Consider the following 20982-nt stretch of genomic DNA (forward strand, 5'->3'; position numbering starts at 1 on the left):
GTTTCGAGATAAGTCACCATAAACGAATTATAGCCGTTTCCCCTACGTTTGAAACACGTGTGATGAAACGGCTATAAATTGTAAATTGAATGTCTGTTTATTTATCGTCTCGCATTATTTCTGCACTAATACGAAATAACGTCACATCAAATTCAACTAATTTTTTGTAAAGTTGTCATACTCTTCACTTTCTTGATACAGAACAAGGCCTGATGATGAAGAAACTGCAGCTGCAATAGTTAGAAAGTAGCTACCTGCTTCCAAAGAAGAAACTTTAGATGAATAGGTACTTTCATCTATTGTAACAGTCCAATCTGCTTTTTCAAGTTCTGTTGCGCTATAGTTTGCAACAGTAATAGACGTGTAAAAAATGGATGATCGTGATTTTTTTATCATTACTAAATAATCTGTTGCCCCTTCAACTTTATTGAATGTTGCAGTGATTTTAGAATCTTTGAACTCCACATCCCCTTTCAATTTTGCCTTCATTTCAGTCGTGTTGTTTATAACGGCTACGCCTTGTGCTGGTTCTTCCTCTTGATTATAAGCAGTTATTGTAAATGTACCACTAGGAAGTTTATCCATTTCACTACCATAAGATGTATTTGAAACCCATGTTATTCCACTATAACCATCTAACTGAGTCATTAAAATAGATTCTCCACCAGGAGCTTTTACACTACATTTTGTCATGGGCTCATTTGCTCCCGCTAAAATAATGGGTGTAAATCTACTCGTAATGGTTGCCTCTTCTTCTCCACTAGCAGTTTGTTCACTAATGGTTTGGATTACATATCCTGTACCTGCAACTTGAAAAGCAGGATCATCGCTATCCAAACAAGATGTCATTGCGAAAGCCGCAACCAATAAAATTACGTACTGTTTTAAATTTAAGATTGTCTTCATTTTTAGTTGTTTTATAGTTTTAAATATTCCGTGATTATCACCACATATTTTCATTTCACACTGCGAAGATTCGCAAAAAAACAATACGATGCAAAAAAAAAGACAGCTTTTTAGCTGATAATGATTTTTTTTCATTTTTTTCGCGTAGTGAACGCAACCATTTACAAAATAGCGCATCTAAGCAATAGTTATCAATGTGTAATTTGGACAAAATAGTAGACCGATGCAAAAAGGGAGACAGAAAAGCGGGAGAACAACTTTACCATATGTTCTCGGCTAAAATGTTTGCCGTATGTATCCAATACTCCAAATCACGCGAAGAGGCGGAAGATAATTTGCAAGATGGTTTTATCAAAGTGTTGGAGTCCATTGGCCAATACAAGGGAAAAGGATCTTTCGAAGGTTGGATGAAACGCATTTTCATCAACACGGCGTTAGAGAAATTCAGAAAAAATCGATCCGTGCAAGTTGTCGAAGAAGTTCCGGAAGTGGTGGATGAAGATGATGTTGATGATGACATGAGCATACCTCCCGAGGTGCTGTTCGAGTTTGTCAATCAATTACCGGAGAAATACCGGCTGGTCTTCAACTTGTACGTCATGGAAGACATGCAACACAAGGAGATAGCAGCATTACTAGGTATATCCGACGGTACATCGAAATCTAACCTGGCACGGGCGAAAGAAATTTTGAAAAGGAAGATAAATGCATATTTGAGAGATGAGTGAGAAGATTGAGAAATTATTTAAAAACGCTTTGGAACAAGTTTCCGTTGAACCTCCAGCACGAGTGTGGGAAGGAATAAACTCCCATTTCGTGATGAAACAAAGACGTCTAAGGCGAATTTACACGTATAGTGGTATTGCTGCAGCGGTAATATTATTGTTCGGCGTGGGATTTTTCATGCAAAGCAAACATACCAATATCTATACCCCGACATCTGTTGCCACTCTAAACTCAGACATTAACAATCAGGATAATAATAAGATACTAGCATTTACTTCCACCCCTCATTCAATACCAGAAATAAAGAAGAAAAGAGAAGAATATACCGTAGAGCATCTTGCTCCGGTTCCGGTTTCTACCTCCACTTTAACCAGTTTGGAGAACGAGCAGCCGGAAGGTAATTTGAAAAAAACATCCGTTCGTGCAGGGTTTATCCCTTTGGTAAATCAAAATGCGATAGAAAATCAACGTAAATACACGGAACTTTTGGATGGGAAAAGTATAACCACGGTAAAGACTACCAATAAAGTAAAATCAGAAGATACTAAAATGTTTACTGTAGGTGGATATGTCTCTCCCGGATATTCGTCCGGTAGCTATAAAACGAGTGGAACAAATGCCCGCTCCGCCCAGTATGAAAGTAGCCAGATGAGTGGTATTTTTAATGTAGGTGGAGGGTTGACTTTCGCCGTAAAACCGACTAAACGAATCTCAATAGAAACTGGTTTGGGGTATTCCCGTATGGGACAAAAGACGGATGATGCACAAGTGTATGTGCCTCGTTCCGATATGGTGTCATATAATGCTAACACTCATGCCTATACCCCACTTGGTAGCGTAAAAAACAAAGCCAATGCGACCGTTTCTTCTCCCGAAACCTTTGTTTCGTTAAAAACAGAACAGGATGAAGACGGAAGCATCGAGCAGCAATTCGATGCTATCGAGATTCCTTTAATTTTCCGTTATCATTTGAATGATAATAGAGTAAAATTTAGTGTGTTAGGTGGGTTTGGTGCCAGTTTTATGGTACGTAACCATACTTACGTGAATTACAATGGGAAGAAAGAATTTATGGGAGAAGCCGAGGACATCAGAACGTTTAATATCAGTACGAATATCGGTTTCGGTATCGAGTATCCCCTTTCAAAATCAATCCACATAAAAGTGGAGCCCGGATTCAAATATTATTTACAATCCTTGAGTAAGAGTGCAGAAATTGATTTTAAACCTTACTCGTTCACGTTCTCCACTGGAATCGGAATTAATTTCTAATTAATATTTACGATTTAATATCTCGCTGGAAATGATGGCCTGACGTATATCGAAGTCAAAAGATTCCGTGGTTGAATTATTTGGTTGCTCGTTAGACTCTTCGTCATCTTTAAAGAGGGCCACCTCTTTCTTAGTCCGTCCTCTTCTTGCTTGTTGTAGTTGCTCAAGCATGGCATAACGTTCTTCATCTGTTTTACCAAAATTATTCACGTTTATCTCTCTCCCCGCTCTTTCTACAAGTTCATCGCTATTTGATATCGGAGCAAAAACAGGTTCCGGAGATGGGATTTCCGGTTCTTGTGAAATCACGACAATCTCATCATCCAAATCATCATGTTCTTCTTCCGGAAGATGAAATTCGGGAGGTGTATTTTTTGCTTTTTTCTCCTTGGAAGCCTTAAACCAGCCTATTGCACTCGCACCTAACGTCAACAGTAAGTAAACAATTAAATCAACACCTTTATCGCTCATAATATCAACAAATAAATTATTCCGAAACCTTTAATAATATCCAATTATTTATCAAATATACTGTTTTTTTGAACACGGGAAAGCGATCGCAAGAAAAATATTGCACGAAACGCTTTTTTATATAAAAAAATAATATTCTTTTTTTACCTTTGTCTGCAAGTAATATTACGTTTGGAACAATAAAAATTAAATATCCGGATGAGAACGAAAAGAGCATTAATCAGTGTATTTGACAAAAGTGGGATTGTTGATTTTGCTAAATCGCTAAATTCTATGGGTTGGGAGATTATTTCTACTGGGGGAACCTCTAAGAAATTGAAAGAAGAGGGACTACAGGTGAAAGATATTTCAGATTTAACCCAATTCCCCGAGTGTTTTGACGGAAGAGTGAAAACCCTTCACCCGAATGTTGAGGGAGGTATCTTAGCGATACGAGACAACGAGAAACATAAGCAACAGATGGCCGAACTTGGGATAGAACCTATTGATATGGTCGTTTGTAATCTATATCCTTTCAAGGAAACCATTCTTAAAGCAGGAGTTTCACACGAAGAAATTATCGAGAATATCGATATTGGCGGACCGACTATGATTCGGGCGGCAGCGAAGAATTATCCTTTCGTGACGGTGATTACAGATCCGGAAGATTACACGAAAGTAATCGAGGAAATTCAAGCTCATGGAGATACTTCACTTGAAACCAAAGAGCTATTAGCAGCTAAAGTGTTTATTCATACTTCACACTATGATGCTCTAATAGCCAACTATTTCTCTAAACGATTGAATATTCAATCACCGAAGACCTTGACCTTAACGTTCGAAAAGAAACAAGATCTTCGTTATGGAGAAAATCCACACCAGTCAGCTACTTTCTATACCCAAATTCAGGAGACGGAGGGTACGTTGACCGGGGCGATTCAGTTACATGGAAAAGAATTATCTTATAATAATATCGGTGACACCGACGGGGCTTTAGAAACCTTGAAAGAGTTCGAAGAACCGACAGTTGTAGCTGCAAAACACGCCAATCCTTGTGGTGTTGGTAGTGCCGCTACTCTTGCTGAGGCCTTCAAGAAAGCTTACGAGGCGGATCCTGTTTCTATTTTTGGTGGAATCATTGCGGTAAACCGGGAAGTAGATAAGGCAACGGCAGAAGTCATGTCCCCTATTTTCTTGGAAGTGATTGTAGCTCCTTCTTTCTCGGAAGAAGCTTTAGCAATTCTTACCAAAAAGAAAAATCTGAGATTATTACAAGTATCAAATATTAGTAAAAGAGATTATACTTCTCCCAAAGCAAAAACCGTATTGGGAGGTCTGTTGATTCAAGATATGGACCAACAGTTGCTTGATGGTGAATTGAAATACGTTACAAATCGTCGTCCTTCGGAAAAAGAACTGGAAGACTTGTTGTTTGCATGGAAAGTTGTCAAGCATACTAAATCTAATGCAATTGCGATTGCAAAAGACAAATGCACCACGGGAGTTGGTCCGGGACAAGTAAGTCGAATCTGGGCATTGGAAAATGCCATTCGTCAAGGCGGGGAGCGAATTGCGGGGAGCGTGATGGCATCCGATGCCTTCTTCCCTTTCGCTGATTGTGTTGAGGCTGCCCACAAAGCCGGCATCACCGCGATCATTCAACCGGGCGGATCTATCCATGATCAGGATTCGATTGATGCGGCCAACAAGTATAATATTGCGATGATTTTTACTGGAATGAGACACTTCAAACATTAATTGATTATGGGTTTGTTTTCTTTTTTAACACAAGATATAGCGATCGACTTGGGGACAGCGAACACGATCATCATCATGAATGACAAGATGGTTGTAAACGAGCCATCCATTGTTGCCGTCGATAAAAAAACAGAGAAGGTAATTGCTATTGGTGAGAGAGCTCGCCAAATGCAGGGTAAGACACACGAGTATATAAAGACCATTCGCCCGTTGAGAGATGGTGTGATTGCGGACTTTAACGCTGCCGAACAGATGATTCGGGGTATGATCAAGATGGCAAACGGAAAGAGCAAGTTCTTCTCTCCTTCTTTGCGTATTGTGGTTTGTATACCTTCTGGAAGTACTGAGGTTGAACTACGTGCCGTACGAGACTCTGCCGAACACGCCGGAGGACGTGATGTCTATATGATTTACGAGCCGATGGCTGCCGCTTTGGGTATCGGCTTGGACGTGGAAGCCCCGGAAGGTAACATGATCGTGGATATAGGTGGTGGTACCACGGAGATCGCCGTGATCTCTTTGGGAGGTATCGTTACGAATAAATCCATCCGTATTGCGGGTGATGACTTGACGGATGATATTCAGGAATACATGAGACATCAACACAATATCAAGATTGGGGAACGTACAGCAGAAGAAATTAAAATTCATGTCGGTTCAGCTTTGTCCGAACTGGATGAACCTCCTGCCGACTTCGTGGTGCAAGGACCGAATCAGATGACCTCTCTTCCGGTTGAAGTACCTGTTTCCTATCAGGAGATAGCCCATTGTATCGAGAAATCCATTTCTAAAATTGAAATTGCAATCTTGGCCGCTTTGGAACAGACGCCTCCCGAGTTGTATGCAGACATTGTGAACAAAGGAATATACTTGGCCGGTGGTGGTGCATTGTTGCGCGGGTTGGATAAACGTTTGACCGACAAGCTGAACATTCCATTCCATATTGCTGAAGATCCATTGCGAGCCGTGGCCAGAGGTACGGGAATTGCATTAAAGAACGTGGACAGGTTCTCATTCCTTATAAGATAGTGATGTGAAAGAGATTATAAAACTGATATTAAAATATCATTTTACTATTATTTTTATATTACTGGAAATCGTAAGTTTCTCTCTGATTATTCGTCATAACGAATATCAGAGAGCAATTTTCTCTGAAAGTGCTTCTACTCTATTCGGAAACGTCTCGTCAACGATCACGAGCATAAAAGATTATTTTCGTCTAAAAGAGATGAACGAATCTTTGGCAAATGAAAATATCTTGCTGAAAAATCGTTTGGAAGAGTATGAGCTTTTACGGGATACGATTATCCATGGGACGGTTGTGCAAGATAGTATACCTGTTTACGAGTATATCGGGGCAAAACAGGTCAACGCAACATATAACCGGACAAAGAATTACATTACTTTAAATCGAGGACGAAAAAACGGTCTTCAGAAAGAAATGGCCGTTTGTACTCCGGAAGGGATCGTGGGACTTATTCAGGATTTAAGTGATCATTTTGCCGTAGTCATCCCCTTGATCAACGTGGATTCTCGAATTTCGGCCAAAATAAAAAAGAATAACTATTACGGTTCCTTGCAATGGGATGGTAATGATTATGCCTACTCCTATTTGAATGATATTCCCTATCACGTGGAAGTTAATGCCGGAGATACGATTGTCACTTCCGGCCTTTCAAAAATCTTTCCGGAAGGAATTGTCGTGGGATATGTAGAATCTGTTGACAAGGAAACTGCAAACTTCTTAAAGATAAAGGTCAAACTAGCCGTTGATTTCAAGCGCATAAACCATGTTTATGTCATATTGAATAACAAGAAAAATGAGCAAACAAGTTTAGAAGCCATAAACTATCATGAATAATATAAACTATTTCATTCATTTGTTGATACTTTCTTTATTACAGATTGTAATCGTGGATAATATCCACCTTGGCTCCTATTTTTACTTGAACATTTATATTCTGGCTCTCTACATCTTACCTTATAAGATGAAAGGTATACCATTACTGTTATTCGGGTTCTTTTTAGGTTTAATCATGGACTTGGCTGATAACACGGTCGGTATTCATGCCGCGGCATCTACTTTCATCGCTTATATTCGTCCCCGGTTATTGCAGTTGACCTCTACCCGGGAAGAAATAGACGACACGCATGGAGGGCAAGGTCTGACGGATGTCAGGTGGTTTCTGAAATACACGTTTGTTTCCACGCTGTTATTTAACGTGGTACTGATTTTGACAGAGGCCTTTACTTTTAACGATATGCTGATCTCGATTATCCGGATTATTTTAAGTACCTTTATCTCAATGTTATTCATGCTACTCTACTATTTCATCGGAATTAAGAAAGTACAGCAATAAAAGCGTGGTTTTAATCGATTAATGAATTCTTGAAATGAACAAATTCGGGTATAGACAAGGGATTATATCAGGAATTATTATCAGTGTATGTGTCGTGTACCTCCTGCGATTGTTTACCTATCAGGTGGTGTCCGACAAATATAAAGTTATGGCTGAAAATAATTCCCAGCGGACGGAAACCGAATATCCGGCACGAGGATTAATATATGATCGGAATAACAAACTTTTGGTTGATAATCAAGCGGCCTACGATTTAATGATTATCCCCAACCAGGTAAAAAAATTTGATACTTTAGAATTGATTTCCATTCTGGATATAACGAAAGAATCTTTGGAAAAAAGGATTCAGGATTGTCGGGATTATGCGAAATTCAAACCTTCGGTTCTTGTTTCTCAGATCCCCGGAAACAAATATGCTGTCCTTCAAGAAAAACTTTATCGTTATCCGGGTTTCTACATACAAACCAGAACGTTACGAAAATATAATGTAAGCCATTCTGCAGATGTTTTCGGCTATATCGGAGAGGTGAATTCCGAACAGATGAAAGATCCCTATTATGCACAAGGAGACTACATCGGGATCAGTGGGTTGGAAAAAACATACGAAAAACACCTTCGCGGTACCAAGGGAAAACGGGTCGTTCTTGTCGACAATAAAAACCGGGTGAAGGGTTCGTTTGCGGACGGAGAATATGACGAAGATGCCATTGTCGGTGAAAATCTATACACCACGTTAGATGTTGACCTACAAGAATACGCCTACGAACTCATGCAGAACAAAAAAGGCGGAATCGTGGCTATTGAACCTTCTACGGGAGAAATATTGGTCAAGATGTCCAGTCCCGGTTATGATCCGCAATTAATGGTCGGCTTGGATCGGGGGAAAAATTACTCCAAATTGCTAAATGATCCCTTGAAACCCCTATTTGACAGAACGACGATGGCACAATATCCCCCGGGTTCCATATTCAAAACCGTTCAGGCTCTGATTGGTTTACAAACAAAAGCGATTTCCCTGCAAACACAATGTACGTGTAGTGGAGGAGCTTATATTGTCGGAGGAAAATTCATGAAGTGTCACCACCATAGTTCTCCCGTGAATTTACTCCAGTCCATCGAAAATTCCTGTAACCCCTATTACGCCAATGTTTTCAAGAGAATCTTGGAATTACCGGAATATAAAACGGTGCGAAATGCTTACGGGGAATGGCGGAAATACGTGATGTCCTTCGGGTTCGGCAATAAGATATGCCCGGATTTCTCCAATGAAGTATCCGGTTCTATCCCCACGCAGGAATATTACGACAATGTGTTTAAAACACAAAAATGGTACCCTTCCTACATGATTTCTCTTTCCATTGGTCAGGGAGAATTAATGATCACGCCGATTCAAATGGCGAATTTGGCCACGATTTTGGCGAACCGGGGATACTATATCACACCACATATTGTAAGATCAATAAATGACTCGATTTCCAGCCAGATAAAAAAGCACGTTATTCCCATTGACCGGAAACACTTTGACCCTATCGTGGAAGGAATGCAAATGGTTATCAAGGGGGGAACCGGACGACGGGCTCAGGTGGATTCGATTGCAATAGCCGGAAAAACAGGAACCGTGCAAAATCCGCATGGTGACGATCACTCCGTGTTTATTGCTTTTGCCCCGGTAGAAGATCCTAAGATCGCGTTGATTGTATATGTTGAAAACGGGGTTTGGGGATCACGCTACGCGGCCCCGATTGCCGGTTTATTAATAGAGAAATATTTAAAAGGAAAAATATCCGACAAGAAGAAACCTCTTGAAAAAGAGATGTTCCAAGGTAGTCTGATCCATGATACAACCAGTAAAGTAAAAGAAACGAGCAATGAATAGCAGATCTAATAACCTACTTGCCAACATAGATTGGGTTTCCATTCTATTATACCTGTTGCTTGTATTAATCGGGTGGATAAATATTTACGCAGCAGTATATGATGAAAATCATAGCAGTATTCTTGATATTTCTCAAAAGTACGGGAAACAGTTGATTTGGATCGGGGCGGCTTTCGTGCTTGCTTTTCTCGTTCTACTCACGGATAGTAAATTCTTTACCACCTTCTCGATGGTCATTTACGGCATCATGATATTTTTGTTGATTGCCGTCCTGTTTTTTGGTACGGAAACCAAGGGTGCGCGTTCGTGGTTTGAAGTCGGGGATTTTCGCATTCAACCGGCGGAGTTTGCCAAATTTGCAACAAACTTGGCCATAGCCTACGTCATGAGCCGGCATAATTTCAAGGTAATGCGCTTTTCCAGCCTTTTGACCATCGGGTTAATTTTAGCTCTTCCCGCGGGATTGATTATCTTGCAGAACGACACGGGGTCAGCTCTCGTGTACAGTAGTTTTATACTCGTTCTTTTCCGGGAAGGATTGCATGGCTCTATCCTATTGCTCTGTTTCGTGGCGGCAGCTATATTTATCATGGCATTGCTGTATACCCCTTTCACGGTATTGCTTGTCATTATCGGGGGAACACTGATAGCCTTTTATTATTATCGGCACGATATTCGGGAATTATTCCAGATCATCCTGTTCATCGGGTGTGGTTTCGGGCTTTTCGTCTTGATTAAATGGATGTTTAATCTATCGATTTCCGATTATTATATGTTACTTATCGTTTACGTGATTACAAGTATAACCTCGATCTACCCGATATATAAACGGAAGATGAAAAACATGATTACCCTGTTACTGATCTCGTGGTTATGCGTCGGGGCCGCTCCTTCCGTGAATTATGCTTTTGATCATCTTCAACCTCACCAACAGGATCGTATTAACGAGTTACTGGGTATAAAAGTAGATCCCAAGGGAACAGGATACAATGTCACGCAATCCAAAATTGCAATAGGCTCCGGGGGATTACTGGGTAAGGGATTCCTGCAAGGAACACAGACTAAATTGAACTTCGTTCCGGAGCAAAGTACAGACTTTATCTTCTGCACTGTTGGCGAAGAGTGGGGATTTATCGGGAGTACCCTCGTCATCGTGCTACTGGCAGTGTTTATTTTACGAATTATCAAACTGGCAGAACGACAACGTTCCAGTTTTTCCCGGATATATGGTTATGGAGTAGCCTCTATCCTATTCTTCCACGTGGCGGTCAATATTGGAATGACCATTGGAATGGCACCTGTTATTGGTATTCCTCTTCCATTCTTCAGTTACGGGGGATCATCACTATGGTCTTTTACCATTCTTATATTTATATTTTTGAGATTAGATGCCAATCGTTTACAAGTCTTTAGATAATAAATAAACTTTCTGAACGCTTTCCTTGTGGATTTTCAAGGATTTTAATACATTCGTTCCCAAATGAATTAAACACGAGAAGAATGAAAACATTAATTATAAACATAAAGCAACTTGTTCAGGTTGAGGAAGAACCACGTAAATGGGTTACGGGTGCCGACATGGCAAAACTGGGTATCATTGACGATGCCTACCTTCTGATTAACGAGGATAAAATAGAGGCTTTCGGTAAAATGAGCGAATTGAATCAAGATGCGATTTACGAGGGCACGGACACGGTGAAGGAAATAGATGCCAAAGGACGTTTGGTTCTCCCCGCCTACTGTGATTCCCACACGCATATCGTGTATGCCGGAAGCCGGGAAATAGAATATATTGATAAAATCAAAGGTTTATCATACGAAGAGATTGCCCAAAGAGGTGGTGGCATTTTGAATTCAGCCGAACGTATCCGGAAGGCATCGGAGGAAGAGTTATTTGATTCAGCTTATGCCCGTTTGCAAGAGATTGCCTCTCTTGGAACCGGAGCCGTGGAAATCAAGAGTGGTTACGGTTTGGACACGGCGAGTGAACTCAAAATGTTGCGTGTGATTAAAAGACTGAGCGAGGAAACACCTTTAACCATAAAGTCCACCTTCCTAGGTGCTCATGCTGTTCCGGTGGAATACAAGGGACGGCAGACGGAATACGTGGATTTAATCATTAATGAAATGATTCCGGCTGTTGCTGCCGAGGATTTGGCTGATTATATCGACGTGTTCTGCGATAAAGGATTCTTCACGGTGGAAGACACGGACAGGATGTTAAATGCCGGAATGAAATACGGATTGCGTGCGAAGATACACGCTAACGAACTGGATTACTCGGGTGGTATTCAAGTCGGGGTAAAATACAATGCCTTATCCGTGGATCATCTTGAATATGTCGGGGATGAAGAAATCGCTGCATTAAAAGGTAGTGAAACCATGCCGACCGTGTTACCGGGAGCTGCATTCTTTTTGAATATGCCTTACTCTCCGGTTCGTAAAATGATTAATGCCGGACTTCCTGTTGCTTTGGCTTCGGATTTTAATCCCGGCTCCTCTCCTTCCGGAAACATGAAATTCGTGATGTCTCTCGGGTGCGTGAATTATAAAATGCTGCCGGAAGAGGTGATTAACGCAACGACCATCAACTCGGCATACGCTATGGGTGTAGAAGAAGAGTTGGGTAGTATCGCCGTGGGTAAAAAAGCGAATTTCTATATCACGACTCCGATTACTGGAATAGAGTATCTTCCATACGCTTACGGGACGGATTTAGTTGAAGCGGTATTCTTAAACGGAGAACAAATTTAAGGAAGCTATGCCCTATTCACATTACAAAAAGGTATGGATTCGGAAAGCGTACCGGATAAGATACCCTTAGAAGATTTATTGATTGATGATTTACGATTTCATGATTGAGTAATTAGGAAATCGATACTAAATTTATTTTTTGTCAAATTATAAAATTAATATATATGAAAAAATTAATCGAATGCGTTCCGAACTTCAGTGAAGGGAACGATATGCATATTATAGATCAGATTACAGCAGAAATCAAGGCTGTTGAAGGAGTTAGTCTTATTGACGTGGACCCGGGAAAAGCAACGAACCGTACGGTTGTTACCATGGTTGGTACTCCGGAAGAAGTATGTGAAGCCGCTTTCCGTGCCGTTAAAAAAGCATCCGAGTTGATCGATATGAAAAAACACAAGGGAGCGCATCCCCGTTTCGGAGCTACAGACGTTTGTCCTTTGGTTCCGGTATCAAACATCACGATGGAAGAAACCGTGGAATACGCACGTGCTTTGGCAAAACGTATCGGTGAAGAATTGAATATCCCGGTATATTGCTATGAGAGTGCAGCCTTCACCCCGGAAAGAAGAAATTTGGCTACTTGCCGTGCCGGAGAATATGAGGCTCTTGGAGAGCGTTTAAGCAGTGAACAATGGCATCCCGATTTCGGTCCCCGTGAGTTGAACGAGTGGACGGCTAAAACCGGAGCTACGGCTGTTGGAGCCCGTAACTTCTTGGTGGCTTACAACGTGAACTTAAATACCACCTCTACCCGTCGTGCCAATGCGATCGCTTTTGACGTACGCGAAAGAGGAAGAGCTAAGAGAGAAGGAAATCCTATTACCGGTAAGATCGTGAAAGACGAGAAAGGTAAAAACGTGATGATCCCGGGAACTTTGAAGTCTGTGAAGGCTATCGGTTGGTTTATCGAAGAGTATGGAATTGCTCAGATCTCCATGAACTTGACGGATATTTCCGTGACTTCCGTACATGAGGCTTTCGACGAAGTATGCCGTAAAGCACAGGATCGCGGTATTCGTGTAACCGGTTCCGAGTTAGTGGGTGTAATTCCATTAAAAGCCATGTTGGATGCCGGACGTTATTTCTTGCGTAAACAACAACGCTCTACCGGGGTATCGGATAAAGAATTGATCAAGATTGCCGTGAAATCTTTAGGTTTGGATGAATTGTATCCGTTCGAACCCAGAAAGAAAATCATCGAGTATATTCTGGAAGATGAGATGAATCAAGGAAAGAAATTCTTGATCGATATGAATCTTCATGAATTTGCTGATGAAACAGCATCAGAATCTCCGGCTCCCGGTGGTGGTTCCATTTCAGCATACATGGGAGCTCTTGCTTCTTCACTGGCCACGATGGTTGCCAACTTGTCTTCTCACAAACGCGGTTGGGATGAGCGTTGGGAAGAATTCAGTAATTGGGCTGAAAGAGGAAAAGCTTATCAAGTTGAATTAATCAAAATGGTTGACGAGGATACTAACGCTTTCAATCGTATCATGGATGCCTTCGGATTACCGAAGAAAACAGACGAAGAAAAAGCTGCACGTCACCAAGCAATTCAAGATGCAACCAAGTTTGCTACCGAAGTACCGTTCAAAACGATGATGCTTTGCTACGAATGTATGGAAGTGGTGAAAGCCATGGCAGAGATCGGTAATCCGAATTCTGTAACTGATGCCGGAGTTGGTGCTTTGGCTGCTCGTTCCGGAGTAATCGGCGCTTTCTTGAACGTGAAGATCAATGCAGCCGGATTGGATGATAAAGAATATGCTAACGATATTATTTCCAGAGGTGAAAAAGTGGTTGAAATGGCCAAACAAATGGAAACGGATATTTTGAATATCGTGAATTCAAAAATCTAAAGATTTATTCATAAACTACCCCACCAGCTCTCCTTACACAGGAGTGAAAAACGCTTGATAATCAGCTCTCTCCCTGTGTAAGGGGGAGCTGGTGGGGGTAGTTTAAAAATGGTAACTCCACGTCACGGACGGTACAAATGGAAGTAAACTCCAACTTCGGGTAGTCACCCCTTCTTTCGTTTGTTTATGGTATATGATAGAAGGATTCTCACGGGCATACAAATTATAAATGCCGAATACCCATGAACTTCCCTTTCCTTTTCGATTATCCAAAACGTATGATATATCCAAATGATGATAGGCAGGCATTCGAAAATTATTCGGACGTTCAATATATTCCCGGTATTGCGTGTTGTCTGCATCTGTTTGAAAACTTTCAGGCATCGGGGCCGCATGATAGAATTGTTTCCCTATCGAGATGTAATTCCCGGTCGCAAGCGTAAAATTAATTGAAAATGATTTGTTGAACTTACATTTTTCCTTGATCGGGAGCGTGTAATTGGTCGTCACGTTCAACTTATGCCGACGGTCGTATTCAAATGGGAACCATTCCCCGTTATTTACATGATCAAAACGACGTTCCGATTTTGACCACGAATAGGAAACCCACCCCGTTAAGGCTCCGGTAGTTTTCTTTGCCATAACCTCCACTCCTAATGCTCGTCCTTTGCCCATGTCAACATAATCCTGCCAGCTCCTGTCCTTTGTTTTAAGAAAAAGAATACCATCTTGGTAACGCACCACGTGATCCATCCGGTGGAAATATCCCTCTATCGAGAAATTCCATGTATTTGCAGAGGCGTAGAAACAACCTATCGAAAACAAATCCGAAGATGCGGGAGCTACTCGCCGAGTAACAGGAACCCACAAATCGGTATTCATGCCCATCGAATTACTCGTCAACAGGTGCTGCGATTGTTGCATCCTTGCCCATGAGGTCTTGAATAACACGCTTTCTCCTATCCGGTACGAAATAGAGAGACGAGGTTGCAAGGAATAATAACGGGCGTGGGGCACCGCCAGTAAACTAAAACGAACTCCGGCGTCCACGCTCCAATGATCATTCAGTTGCCAATGATCTTCCAGATAAGTTTCCAGCGAATACACATTACCGGTGGTCGTGTCTCTCACGTTTTCATTCAAGTTTACACTACCGATATATGACATTTCCGGGGCATAATATTTAATAGAGCAAACCGTTCCGAATCGGGTGCGGTGCTTTTCCCCGATAGCAATCTCCGAGTCGGTTTTTAAAGTCCAATCCCGTAACCGGGAATTTGTCTTCGATTGCTCCCATTGAGAGACACTCTCGTTATATACCGTCATGATTTGACTATTATTGAATTGACTATAATACAAGGTGATATTAGAGAAAAAGGTAGGACTAAAGAGATGGTTCCACCGCCCCGAAACACTAAGATTACCCCAGTAAAACCGGAAACGGTCGGAATGTTTGGAATCCTTTGCTTTCCATGTTGCGAAACGAGAATCCCGGCTATTGTACATACTTATATACAACCGATTATACGGGTTGATTTCCCAATTTACTTTAGCATTTAAGTCATAAAAATTATAACCTGTCGAGAAATCACTCCCGGCGATCTTTTGTCCTGTCCATAGTAAACCGTCCAACCAAGTTCTTCTTCCCGATACGAGAAATGAGGCCCTATCTTTTTTCAGTGGCCCCTCCACAACGACGGAGCCGGCCACCGGGCTAACATGAATGTCTCCCGAATATTTTTTACGATTCCCTTCCCGCATGGTCACTTCCAGCACGGAAGACAAGCTCCCCCCGTAACGAGCGGGAAGATCACCCGTGTAAAGCGTAACGTCTTGCAGGGCATCTCCATTAAAAGCGGAAAAATACCCGTAAGCGTGATTCACATTATACACGGGAAGGCCATCCAGTAAAAATTGAGTGTTGTCGGGACTACCACCCCTCACGCTAAAACCGGTTAACCCTTCCTGACCGGGATTCACACCGGGAAGGAAATGAAGGGATTTCAACACGTCAGCCTCCCCCAGAACCGCAGGCATTCGTTTCACCCAATCTAAAGACAAGGTATGTTTTCCCACGGCAGATGAAAAAGCATTCTTTTTTTCCACAACCAACACTTCTTCCAAGCAATTTCCGGGAATTAACGACAGGACAATCAATGTGTCCGTTTTTAAGTTAATGATAGATTCTACACGGGTAAATCCCACGTGACTTACAGATAAATGGTTTTCTCCACGAGGTAAAGAGAGTGAAAAGAAACCATATCGGTTACAGCTTGATCCCCGCCCGCTTTTCGTTTCAACGATCGTGGCATTTACCAATCGTTCCCCTGTTGCCTTGTTCTCAATATACCCGCTCAACGTTACGTTTTGCGCGAAAGAAGTAAATACAATCCAAATTTGAATGCTGAATATGAATAAAATACGTTTCATCTTACCATTCCTCCCGTTTCGTGAATACTTGAATGAATAAATCTTCATATTTTGAATAAGAGGCCACCAGCCCGGTTCCCCCGTGTATGTTAGAATAAGTCCACAAAGGAGCATAAAACAAGGGTTCAGAATCCATTGCCGATAGATAATCGTCGTTCACGATCGACGATTTCAAGTAACGATCGTAATTTTCATCAAGGCTCAATATAAAACGGGTACTTTTATAGCATCCCGTGTCCGGTTCCCAGTAATAATACCCCGAACGCCGTCCCTTGTAGCTTAACTCGATCTCCTTCCCGGACAAACCGCTATCCTCTACCCTTAAATAGTAATCATATTCTGCCGGAATTTCTTCATCAAAGTCAAAACTGCGGTTAAAGGCATCGGGTAGCGTGCTATTCGTTTGAAGATACGACTGAAGTTCCATGTGCAAGGTGTCCGGCACCCCATTCTGTGAGGAATGGGTGGATGACAGCCAATAGTAGTTTTTTTCTTCTTCCCGATCAGTCCACCGATTGATAATCCGTTCCTGCAGGCTGTCACATTCTATGCTTGCATTCAGCAAGGGGGCCGGAACTCTGGTTTCGCCCCAGACAAGCGGTTTGCCCGGAATGTCTACCTCTACCCGATAAACTCCGGTAGCCTCCACGTGATGGGTAATGACATACCATCCCTCTTTCCGGTACCGACATTCACCCACGAAATGATCGTTTTTGTACAATTTTACCAAAGCATTTGCCTCTACGGGAAAATCACCCTGTTCGTAGACGTTTTTTGTCCAAGTGACCCGCACACGAACAGAATCGTCACCAGCCATTAAAATACTATTTACAACCGGAACGGGAGATTGGGCGTTTAAATCAAGGTGCAATTTTTGCTCACATCCATTTAATAATAATTCCCATACCAATAATACGAGGAACATTCCGACAACTTCTTTTTTCATGTATTGATTCTTTTAAGTTTTCTACTCTTAAGAGTCAATAAACCGGAAAACCCCTATTCTAATTTTTTATTTTTCAGATTTTGCCCGAAAATCCATGATCACTTCACGAGTGAAACAACTTCCCACCACGCCAAACCCGCCTTGTACGTTGGAATACACCTTAACGGGTTCTTTATACATGGTCGATTGTTGTTCAAAAATCCCCAAGGAGTACAGGTAATCAAACAAAGGTTTGTCAATCCGGAGTACTTTCACCCGCAAGCGATAGGATTCCTTTTCCACGTACCGGATCGTGTCTCCGTCACCCGTGATCACCCATGTTTCCCTCTCGTATGCATAGGGATGACTTACGCTTGCGTGGATAATTCGTTCCTTTCCCCGGAAACTTTCATTCGTAAATACCTGATACGGGTTGACATTTATCTCTTTTCCGAAAATCGTCGTGATCATTTCGTGTGATAATAACTCATCCCCGGAAAGATCCACGTCATAAGAATAAGTCGTGGAAGAATCTATTTTTACCTGTCCCTCTTTCCAACGGATTCCATGATAGAACCTTTCATTTTCAACCACCAGCCTATAATAATTCTCCGTTTCTCCCCCATCTTTTATCTGAACACGTAATTGCAGGGCATTCATTTTACTGAAAGTATCTAATTGGATTTCCGGGAACGAATTGCATACCATGGTAGAACCGACTGCCTCCTCTAATCCCGAACAGGTAACTTTTATCGTGATTTTATCTCCCGCTTTAGGGCGAACGTCTGATGAATAACGGTTATGACCCACGGGTTTTAATTCCCCCGCGTACTGATCGTTCATGTACACCTGCCCTCTCACATTCCACGTTGAATCCATTTCCGTGTTGTCCGTGTATGTTCTTGATTTCGATATTTCAGCATATAGCAAAGAATCCGTTTCTGCATAAGCATAAAGTACCAAGCGACTTTCGGGTACCTTTCCTCGAAAATCATATTCTTCTGAATTATTGCACCCGCAATAAAATAAACCAATCCATATAAAAATCACTATTCTCATCATCTCAAAAAGTAAACGTGTAAGAAAAAGAGGGAATGATCGGGAAAAGCCAATCATTACTAAAATATTGTCGCTCTCCCCGATCACCATATTTAGAATCATAATCGGGGCTTAATTCTATCGTGTTCAACCTACAATAAGCATTGTACAGGTTAATACTCCAAGTGGAAATTCCATGTTTCCGACGACGATGGAAATTGAATCCCAAATCCAAACGATGATAATCGGGTGTTTTCATGTTGTTACGTTTTTCAATATGAAATATGATATCCTTCTTTTCTTCTCCTTTCTCTCCCGGTAGGTAAGTCGGCGTATCATATCTTTCCAATGGTTGCGTCGTATAAAAACCGTTATTGAATGTCCACGTGGCACTTATATCAAAAAAGTTGCTGAATTTATGCAGTAAAACCAGATTCAGAATGTGACGGCTATCATATTTCGCCGGAAAACGTTGGCCTTGATTGATTGAACCGTCCGGAAACCAACGATAAGCACGGGAAAGAGTATAATTTATCCATCCATTTGTCTTTCCCCCTGTTTTTTGCCCCATCCACTCCAATCCATAGGAATGTCCTTTTCCGGAATGAACGTTTTCTTTCCAATCCGCATATTCCGGGGTGATATCAACCCCGTTGTAATCGTCTAGCAGATGATTCTGGGTTTTATAAAATCCTTCAAGAGAAAAATGCCATCGCACACAAGGGTGAAAATAAACACCTAACACGCATTGATGTGATTTCATAGGTTTCACATCATCACTAACCGGCACCCACAGATCCGTAGGCATATTCATCGTGCTACTTCCCAACTGATGAATATATTGGGACATCAGCGTGTAGGAAGCCTTTGTCTCCCAACGATCCGTCCAATTATATTGCATGGAGAATCGAGGTTCCAGTGAAAAATAATTTGTACTCCCGACATGAAATAATATACCCCGAATTCCGGGATGCACGATCCATTTCTCTTTTATCGTCATTTCATCTTCCATGTAAAGGGCTACTTCATGGGCATATTCTTTATAGTTTACCCGTTTCCGGGAAGGCGTTTCTTCTTCCATTACTTTATGAAGAGTGATTCGTTTTTCCGGTGTAAAAACATGATAAATGTAATGTCCCCCGAAATACAAACGGTTCCAATGATTCATGACCCAAGTTAGATCACTTTTCAGCCTCCACTCCTCCTGACCGGATTTGAAACGAATCTTTTTTAACCGGATGGTGTCACCCGATGAATTTTCATGTCGGTATCTTTTATTCATAAAAGCCCGATATTGATTATAAGAAAGCACCGTATTCGCGTACAATCCTGTGGAGATCATTTTATCCCACCGTAATCCGACACCCCAATTTCCCCACGTTCCACGCATATAATCTCGCTTACGGTCCGGTTCAAAATAGGAGTCTTTCTCATCCTTTTTATATTTCAAATAGTCATTCCCGTAGAATAGAATAAAAGACAAGGTGTTCCGTCGCGAGAATACGCGGGTCAGCTTGATATTTATATCCGTGAAATTATATCCTATCTTTTCTTTATTATCATTCGTGTTATTTATCGCCGCATAAATAGGAGCTCCAATTAAATCCAAGTAAGTTCTTCTAGCCGTGATATTAAACGAGCTACGATTTCTTTCCATGGGGCCTTCAATATTAAATTTACTGGATAAAAGGCCGATAGAAAAACTACCATGATATTCTTGTAGATTACCTTCCTTCAAACGTATGTCCATGATGGAAGAAAGATGGCCCCCGTAACGAGCCGGGAAGCTTGATTTGTAGAAATTTACGTTTTTCACGGCATCAGAATTGAATACCGAGAAAAATCCCAATAAATGATTCGCGTTATACAACGGAATATCATCTATCAGAAATTGATTTTCATCCCGATTGCCCCCTCGGACCTGTATTCCCGCTATTCCTTCCATGCCAACCCGCACACCGGGAAATAACTGAACCGCTTTCAGTAGATCGCTCTCTCCCAAGAGTTTGGGAATCACGGTTGCAGTCAAGATCGGAAATTCCAGTTGTCCCGGTTGCGAATTCTTTACCCATTCGGGGATATTGGGTTGAACTACAACAATTTCATCCAAGTTCAACATGGGCTGTAATTCGACGTGAATCACGGTATCCGATTTCAAATAAAATTGACATGAGGCACTTTGATAACCCACGTAAGAGTAGTTTAAACAAACTTCTCCTTCCGGTACGATTAACGTGTAGAACCCGTAATTATTGGTTGCCGCACCCACGTGCAACCGGGAATCATAAACAGAGGCTCCAATCAGTCTTTCCCGGGATTCTTTATCATATATTCTTCCATAAACAGAGAAAAAGCGTTTCCCCGGTTTTAAAATGATATATCTTCCCAATTTCTCCCAAGAGATGTTTGATGATTTAAACAAAAGGTTCAAAACCTGTTCTAAATTAGCCTGTTTTATAGATATTGTCTTTTGAGCTAATGGTTGTAAAATAGAAGGTGAATATGAAAATATATATCCCGCCTGTTGTTCGATTTTCTTCAACACCTCCTCCACGGGAGTTTCACGAAATGTAAATGAAAAGACTTCCTGAGCATTTCCTCTCATGATACAAAAGATCAACA

Annotated in this window: 16 protein-coding genes; 10 read left to right on the forward strand and 6 right to left on the reverse strand. The window is 41.5% G+C overall.

Annotation, left to right across the window (positions count from 1 at the left end):
• Nucleotides 1-156 precede the first annotated feature (156 nt).
• The gene (locus F1644_RS00965; protein ID WP_147344484.1) at nt 157-906 is read right to left on the reverse strand and encodes a hypothetical protein; all 750 of its coding nucleotides are present in this window, start codon (nt 904-906) and stop codon (nt 157-159) included.
• 194 nt (nt 907-1100) lie between these two features.
• Here F1644_RS00965 and F1644_RS00970 point away from each other — a divergent pair, with 194 nt between their 5' ends.
• Together F1644_RS00970 and F1644_RS00975 are read left to right on the forward strand one after the other, a co-directional pair.
• The gene (locus F1644_RS00970; RefSeq protein ID WP_118302360.1) at nt 1101-1634 is read left to right on the forward strand and encodes an RNA polymerase sigma factor; all 534 of its coding nucleotides are present in this window, start codon (nt 1101-1103) and stop codon (nt 1632-1634) included.
• Complete coding sequence (locus F1644_RS00975; RefSeq protein ID WP_118302358.1) at nt 1627-2904, forward strand: outer membrane beta-barrel protein; 1278 nt, start codon at nt 1627-1629, stop codon at nt 2902-2904. Before F1644_RS00970 ends, F1644_RS00975 begins: the two co-directional genes overlap by 8 nt.
• On the opposite strand, the gene F1644_RS00980 is transcribed toward F1644_RS00975, so the two are convergent.
• Nucleotides 2905-3375, reverse strand: a complete 471-nt coding sequence (locus F1644_RS00980; RefSeq protein WP_118302356.1) for a hypothetical protein — start codon at nt 3373-3375, stop codon at nt 2905-2907. It lies immediately after the preceding gene.
• Between the two features lie 198 nt (nt 3376-3573).
• Here F1644_RS00980 and purH point away from each other — a divergent pair, with 198 nt between their 5' ends.
• The 8 genes from purH (at nt 3574) to ftcD (ending at nt 13967) form a co-directional block, all read left to right on the forward strand.
• Nucleotides 3574-5112: a bifunctional phosphoribosylaminoimidazolecarboxamide formyltransferase/IMP cyclohydrolase gene (gene purH / locus F1644_RS00985; RefSeq protein WP_118302354.1), complete on the forward strand. Its 1539-nt coding sequence runs from the start codon at nt 3574-3576 to the stop codon at nt 5110-5112.
• Nucleotides 5113-5118: 6 nt separating this feature from the next.
• Nucleotides 5119-6141 (forward strand): rod shape-determining protein, encoded by a 1023-nt coding sequence (locus F1644_RS00990; protein ID WP_027202431.1) that lies wholly within the window; start codon nt 5119-5121, stop codon nt 6139-6141.
• Between the two features lie 4 nt (nt 6142-6145).
• Nucleotides 6146-6973 carry a rod shape-determining protein MreC gene (gene mreC / locus F1644_RS00995; RefSeq protein WP_087420242.1) on the forward strand — a complete coding sequence of 276 codons (828 nt, stop codon included), beginning with the start codon at nt 6146-6148 and terminating at the stop codon, nt 6971-6973.
• Nucleotides 6966-7472: a rod shape-determining protein MreD gene (locus tag F1644_RS01000; protein WP_087420243.1), complete on the forward strand. Its 507-nt coding sequence runs from the start codon at nt 6966-6968 to the stop codon at nt 7470-7472. The genes mreC and F1644_RS01000 overlap by 8 nt, the downstream gene beginning before the upstream one ends.
• Before the next feature lie 34 nt (nt 7473-7506).
• Nucleotides 7507-9348, forward strand: a complete 1842-nt coding sequence (gene mrdA / locus F1644_RS01005; RefSeq protein WP_118302352.1) for a penicillin-binding protein 2 — start codon at nt 7507-7509, stop codon at nt 9346-9348.
• Entirely contained in the window at nt 9341-10765 is a 1425-nt protein-coding gene (rodA, locus tag F1644_RS01010; protein WP_118302350.1) for a rod shape-determining protein RodA, read from the forward strand. The genes mrdA and rodA overlap by 8 nt, the downstream gene beginning before the upstream one ends.
• Nucleotides 10766-10848: 83 nt before the next feature.
• Entirely contained in the window at nt 10849-12102 is a 1254-nt protein-coding gene (hutI, locus tag F1644_RS01015) for an imidazolonepropionase (RefSeq protein WP_118302348.1), read from the forward strand.
• 164 nt (nt 12103-12266) lie between these two features.
• On the forward strand, nt 12267-13967 hold the full coding sequence (gene ftcD, locus F1644_RS01020; protein WP_087420247.1) for a glutamate formimidoyltransferase: 1701 nt from the start codon (nt 12267-12269) through the stop codon (nt 13965-13967).
• 102 nt (nt 13968-14069) lie between these two features.
• Here ftcD and F1644_RS01025 read toward each other — a convergent pair whose 3' ends face one another.
• The 4 genes from F1644_RS01025 to F1644_RS01040 all read right to left on the reverse strand — a co-directional run bounded on the left by F1644_RS01025 (nt 14070) and on the right by F1644_RS01040 (nt 20965).
• The gene (locus F1644_RS01025) at nt 14070-16445 is read right to left on the reverse strand and encodes a TonB-dependent receptor (RefSeq protein ID WP_158581811.1); all 2376 of its coding nucleotides are present in this window, start codon (nt 16443-16445) and stop codon (nt 14070-14072) included.
• A complete protein-coding gene (locus F1644_RS01030) occupies nt 16399-17343 on the reverse strand; it encodes a DUF4249 domain-containing protein (protein ID WP_118302344.1) in 945 nt (314 codons plus the stop codon). The genes F1644_RS01025 and F1644_RS01030 overlap by 47 nt, the downstream gene beginning before the upstream one ends.
• A 66-nt stretch (nt 17344-17409) precedes the next feature.
• On the reverse strand, nt 17410-18381 hold the full coding sequence (locus tag F1644_RS01035) for a DUF4249 domain-containing protein (RefSeq protein ID WP_158571942.1): 972 nt from the start codon (nt 18379-18381) through the stop codon (nt 17410-17412).
• A 4-nt stretch (nt 18382-18385) separates the two neighbouring features.
• The gene (locus F1644_RS01040) at nt 18386-20965 is read right to left on the reverse strand and encodes a TonB-dependent receptor (protein WP_158571940.1); all 2580 of its coding nucleotides are present in this window, start codon (nt 20963-20965) and stop codon (nt 18386-18388) included.
• Nucleotides 20966-20982: the final 17 nt, after the last annotated feature.

Source organism: Butyricimonas paravirosa, assembly GCF_032878955.1.
GTDB classification, from domain to species: Bacteria; Bacteroidota; Bacteroidia; order Bacteroidales; family Marinifilaceae; genus Butyricimonas; species Butyricimonas paravirosa.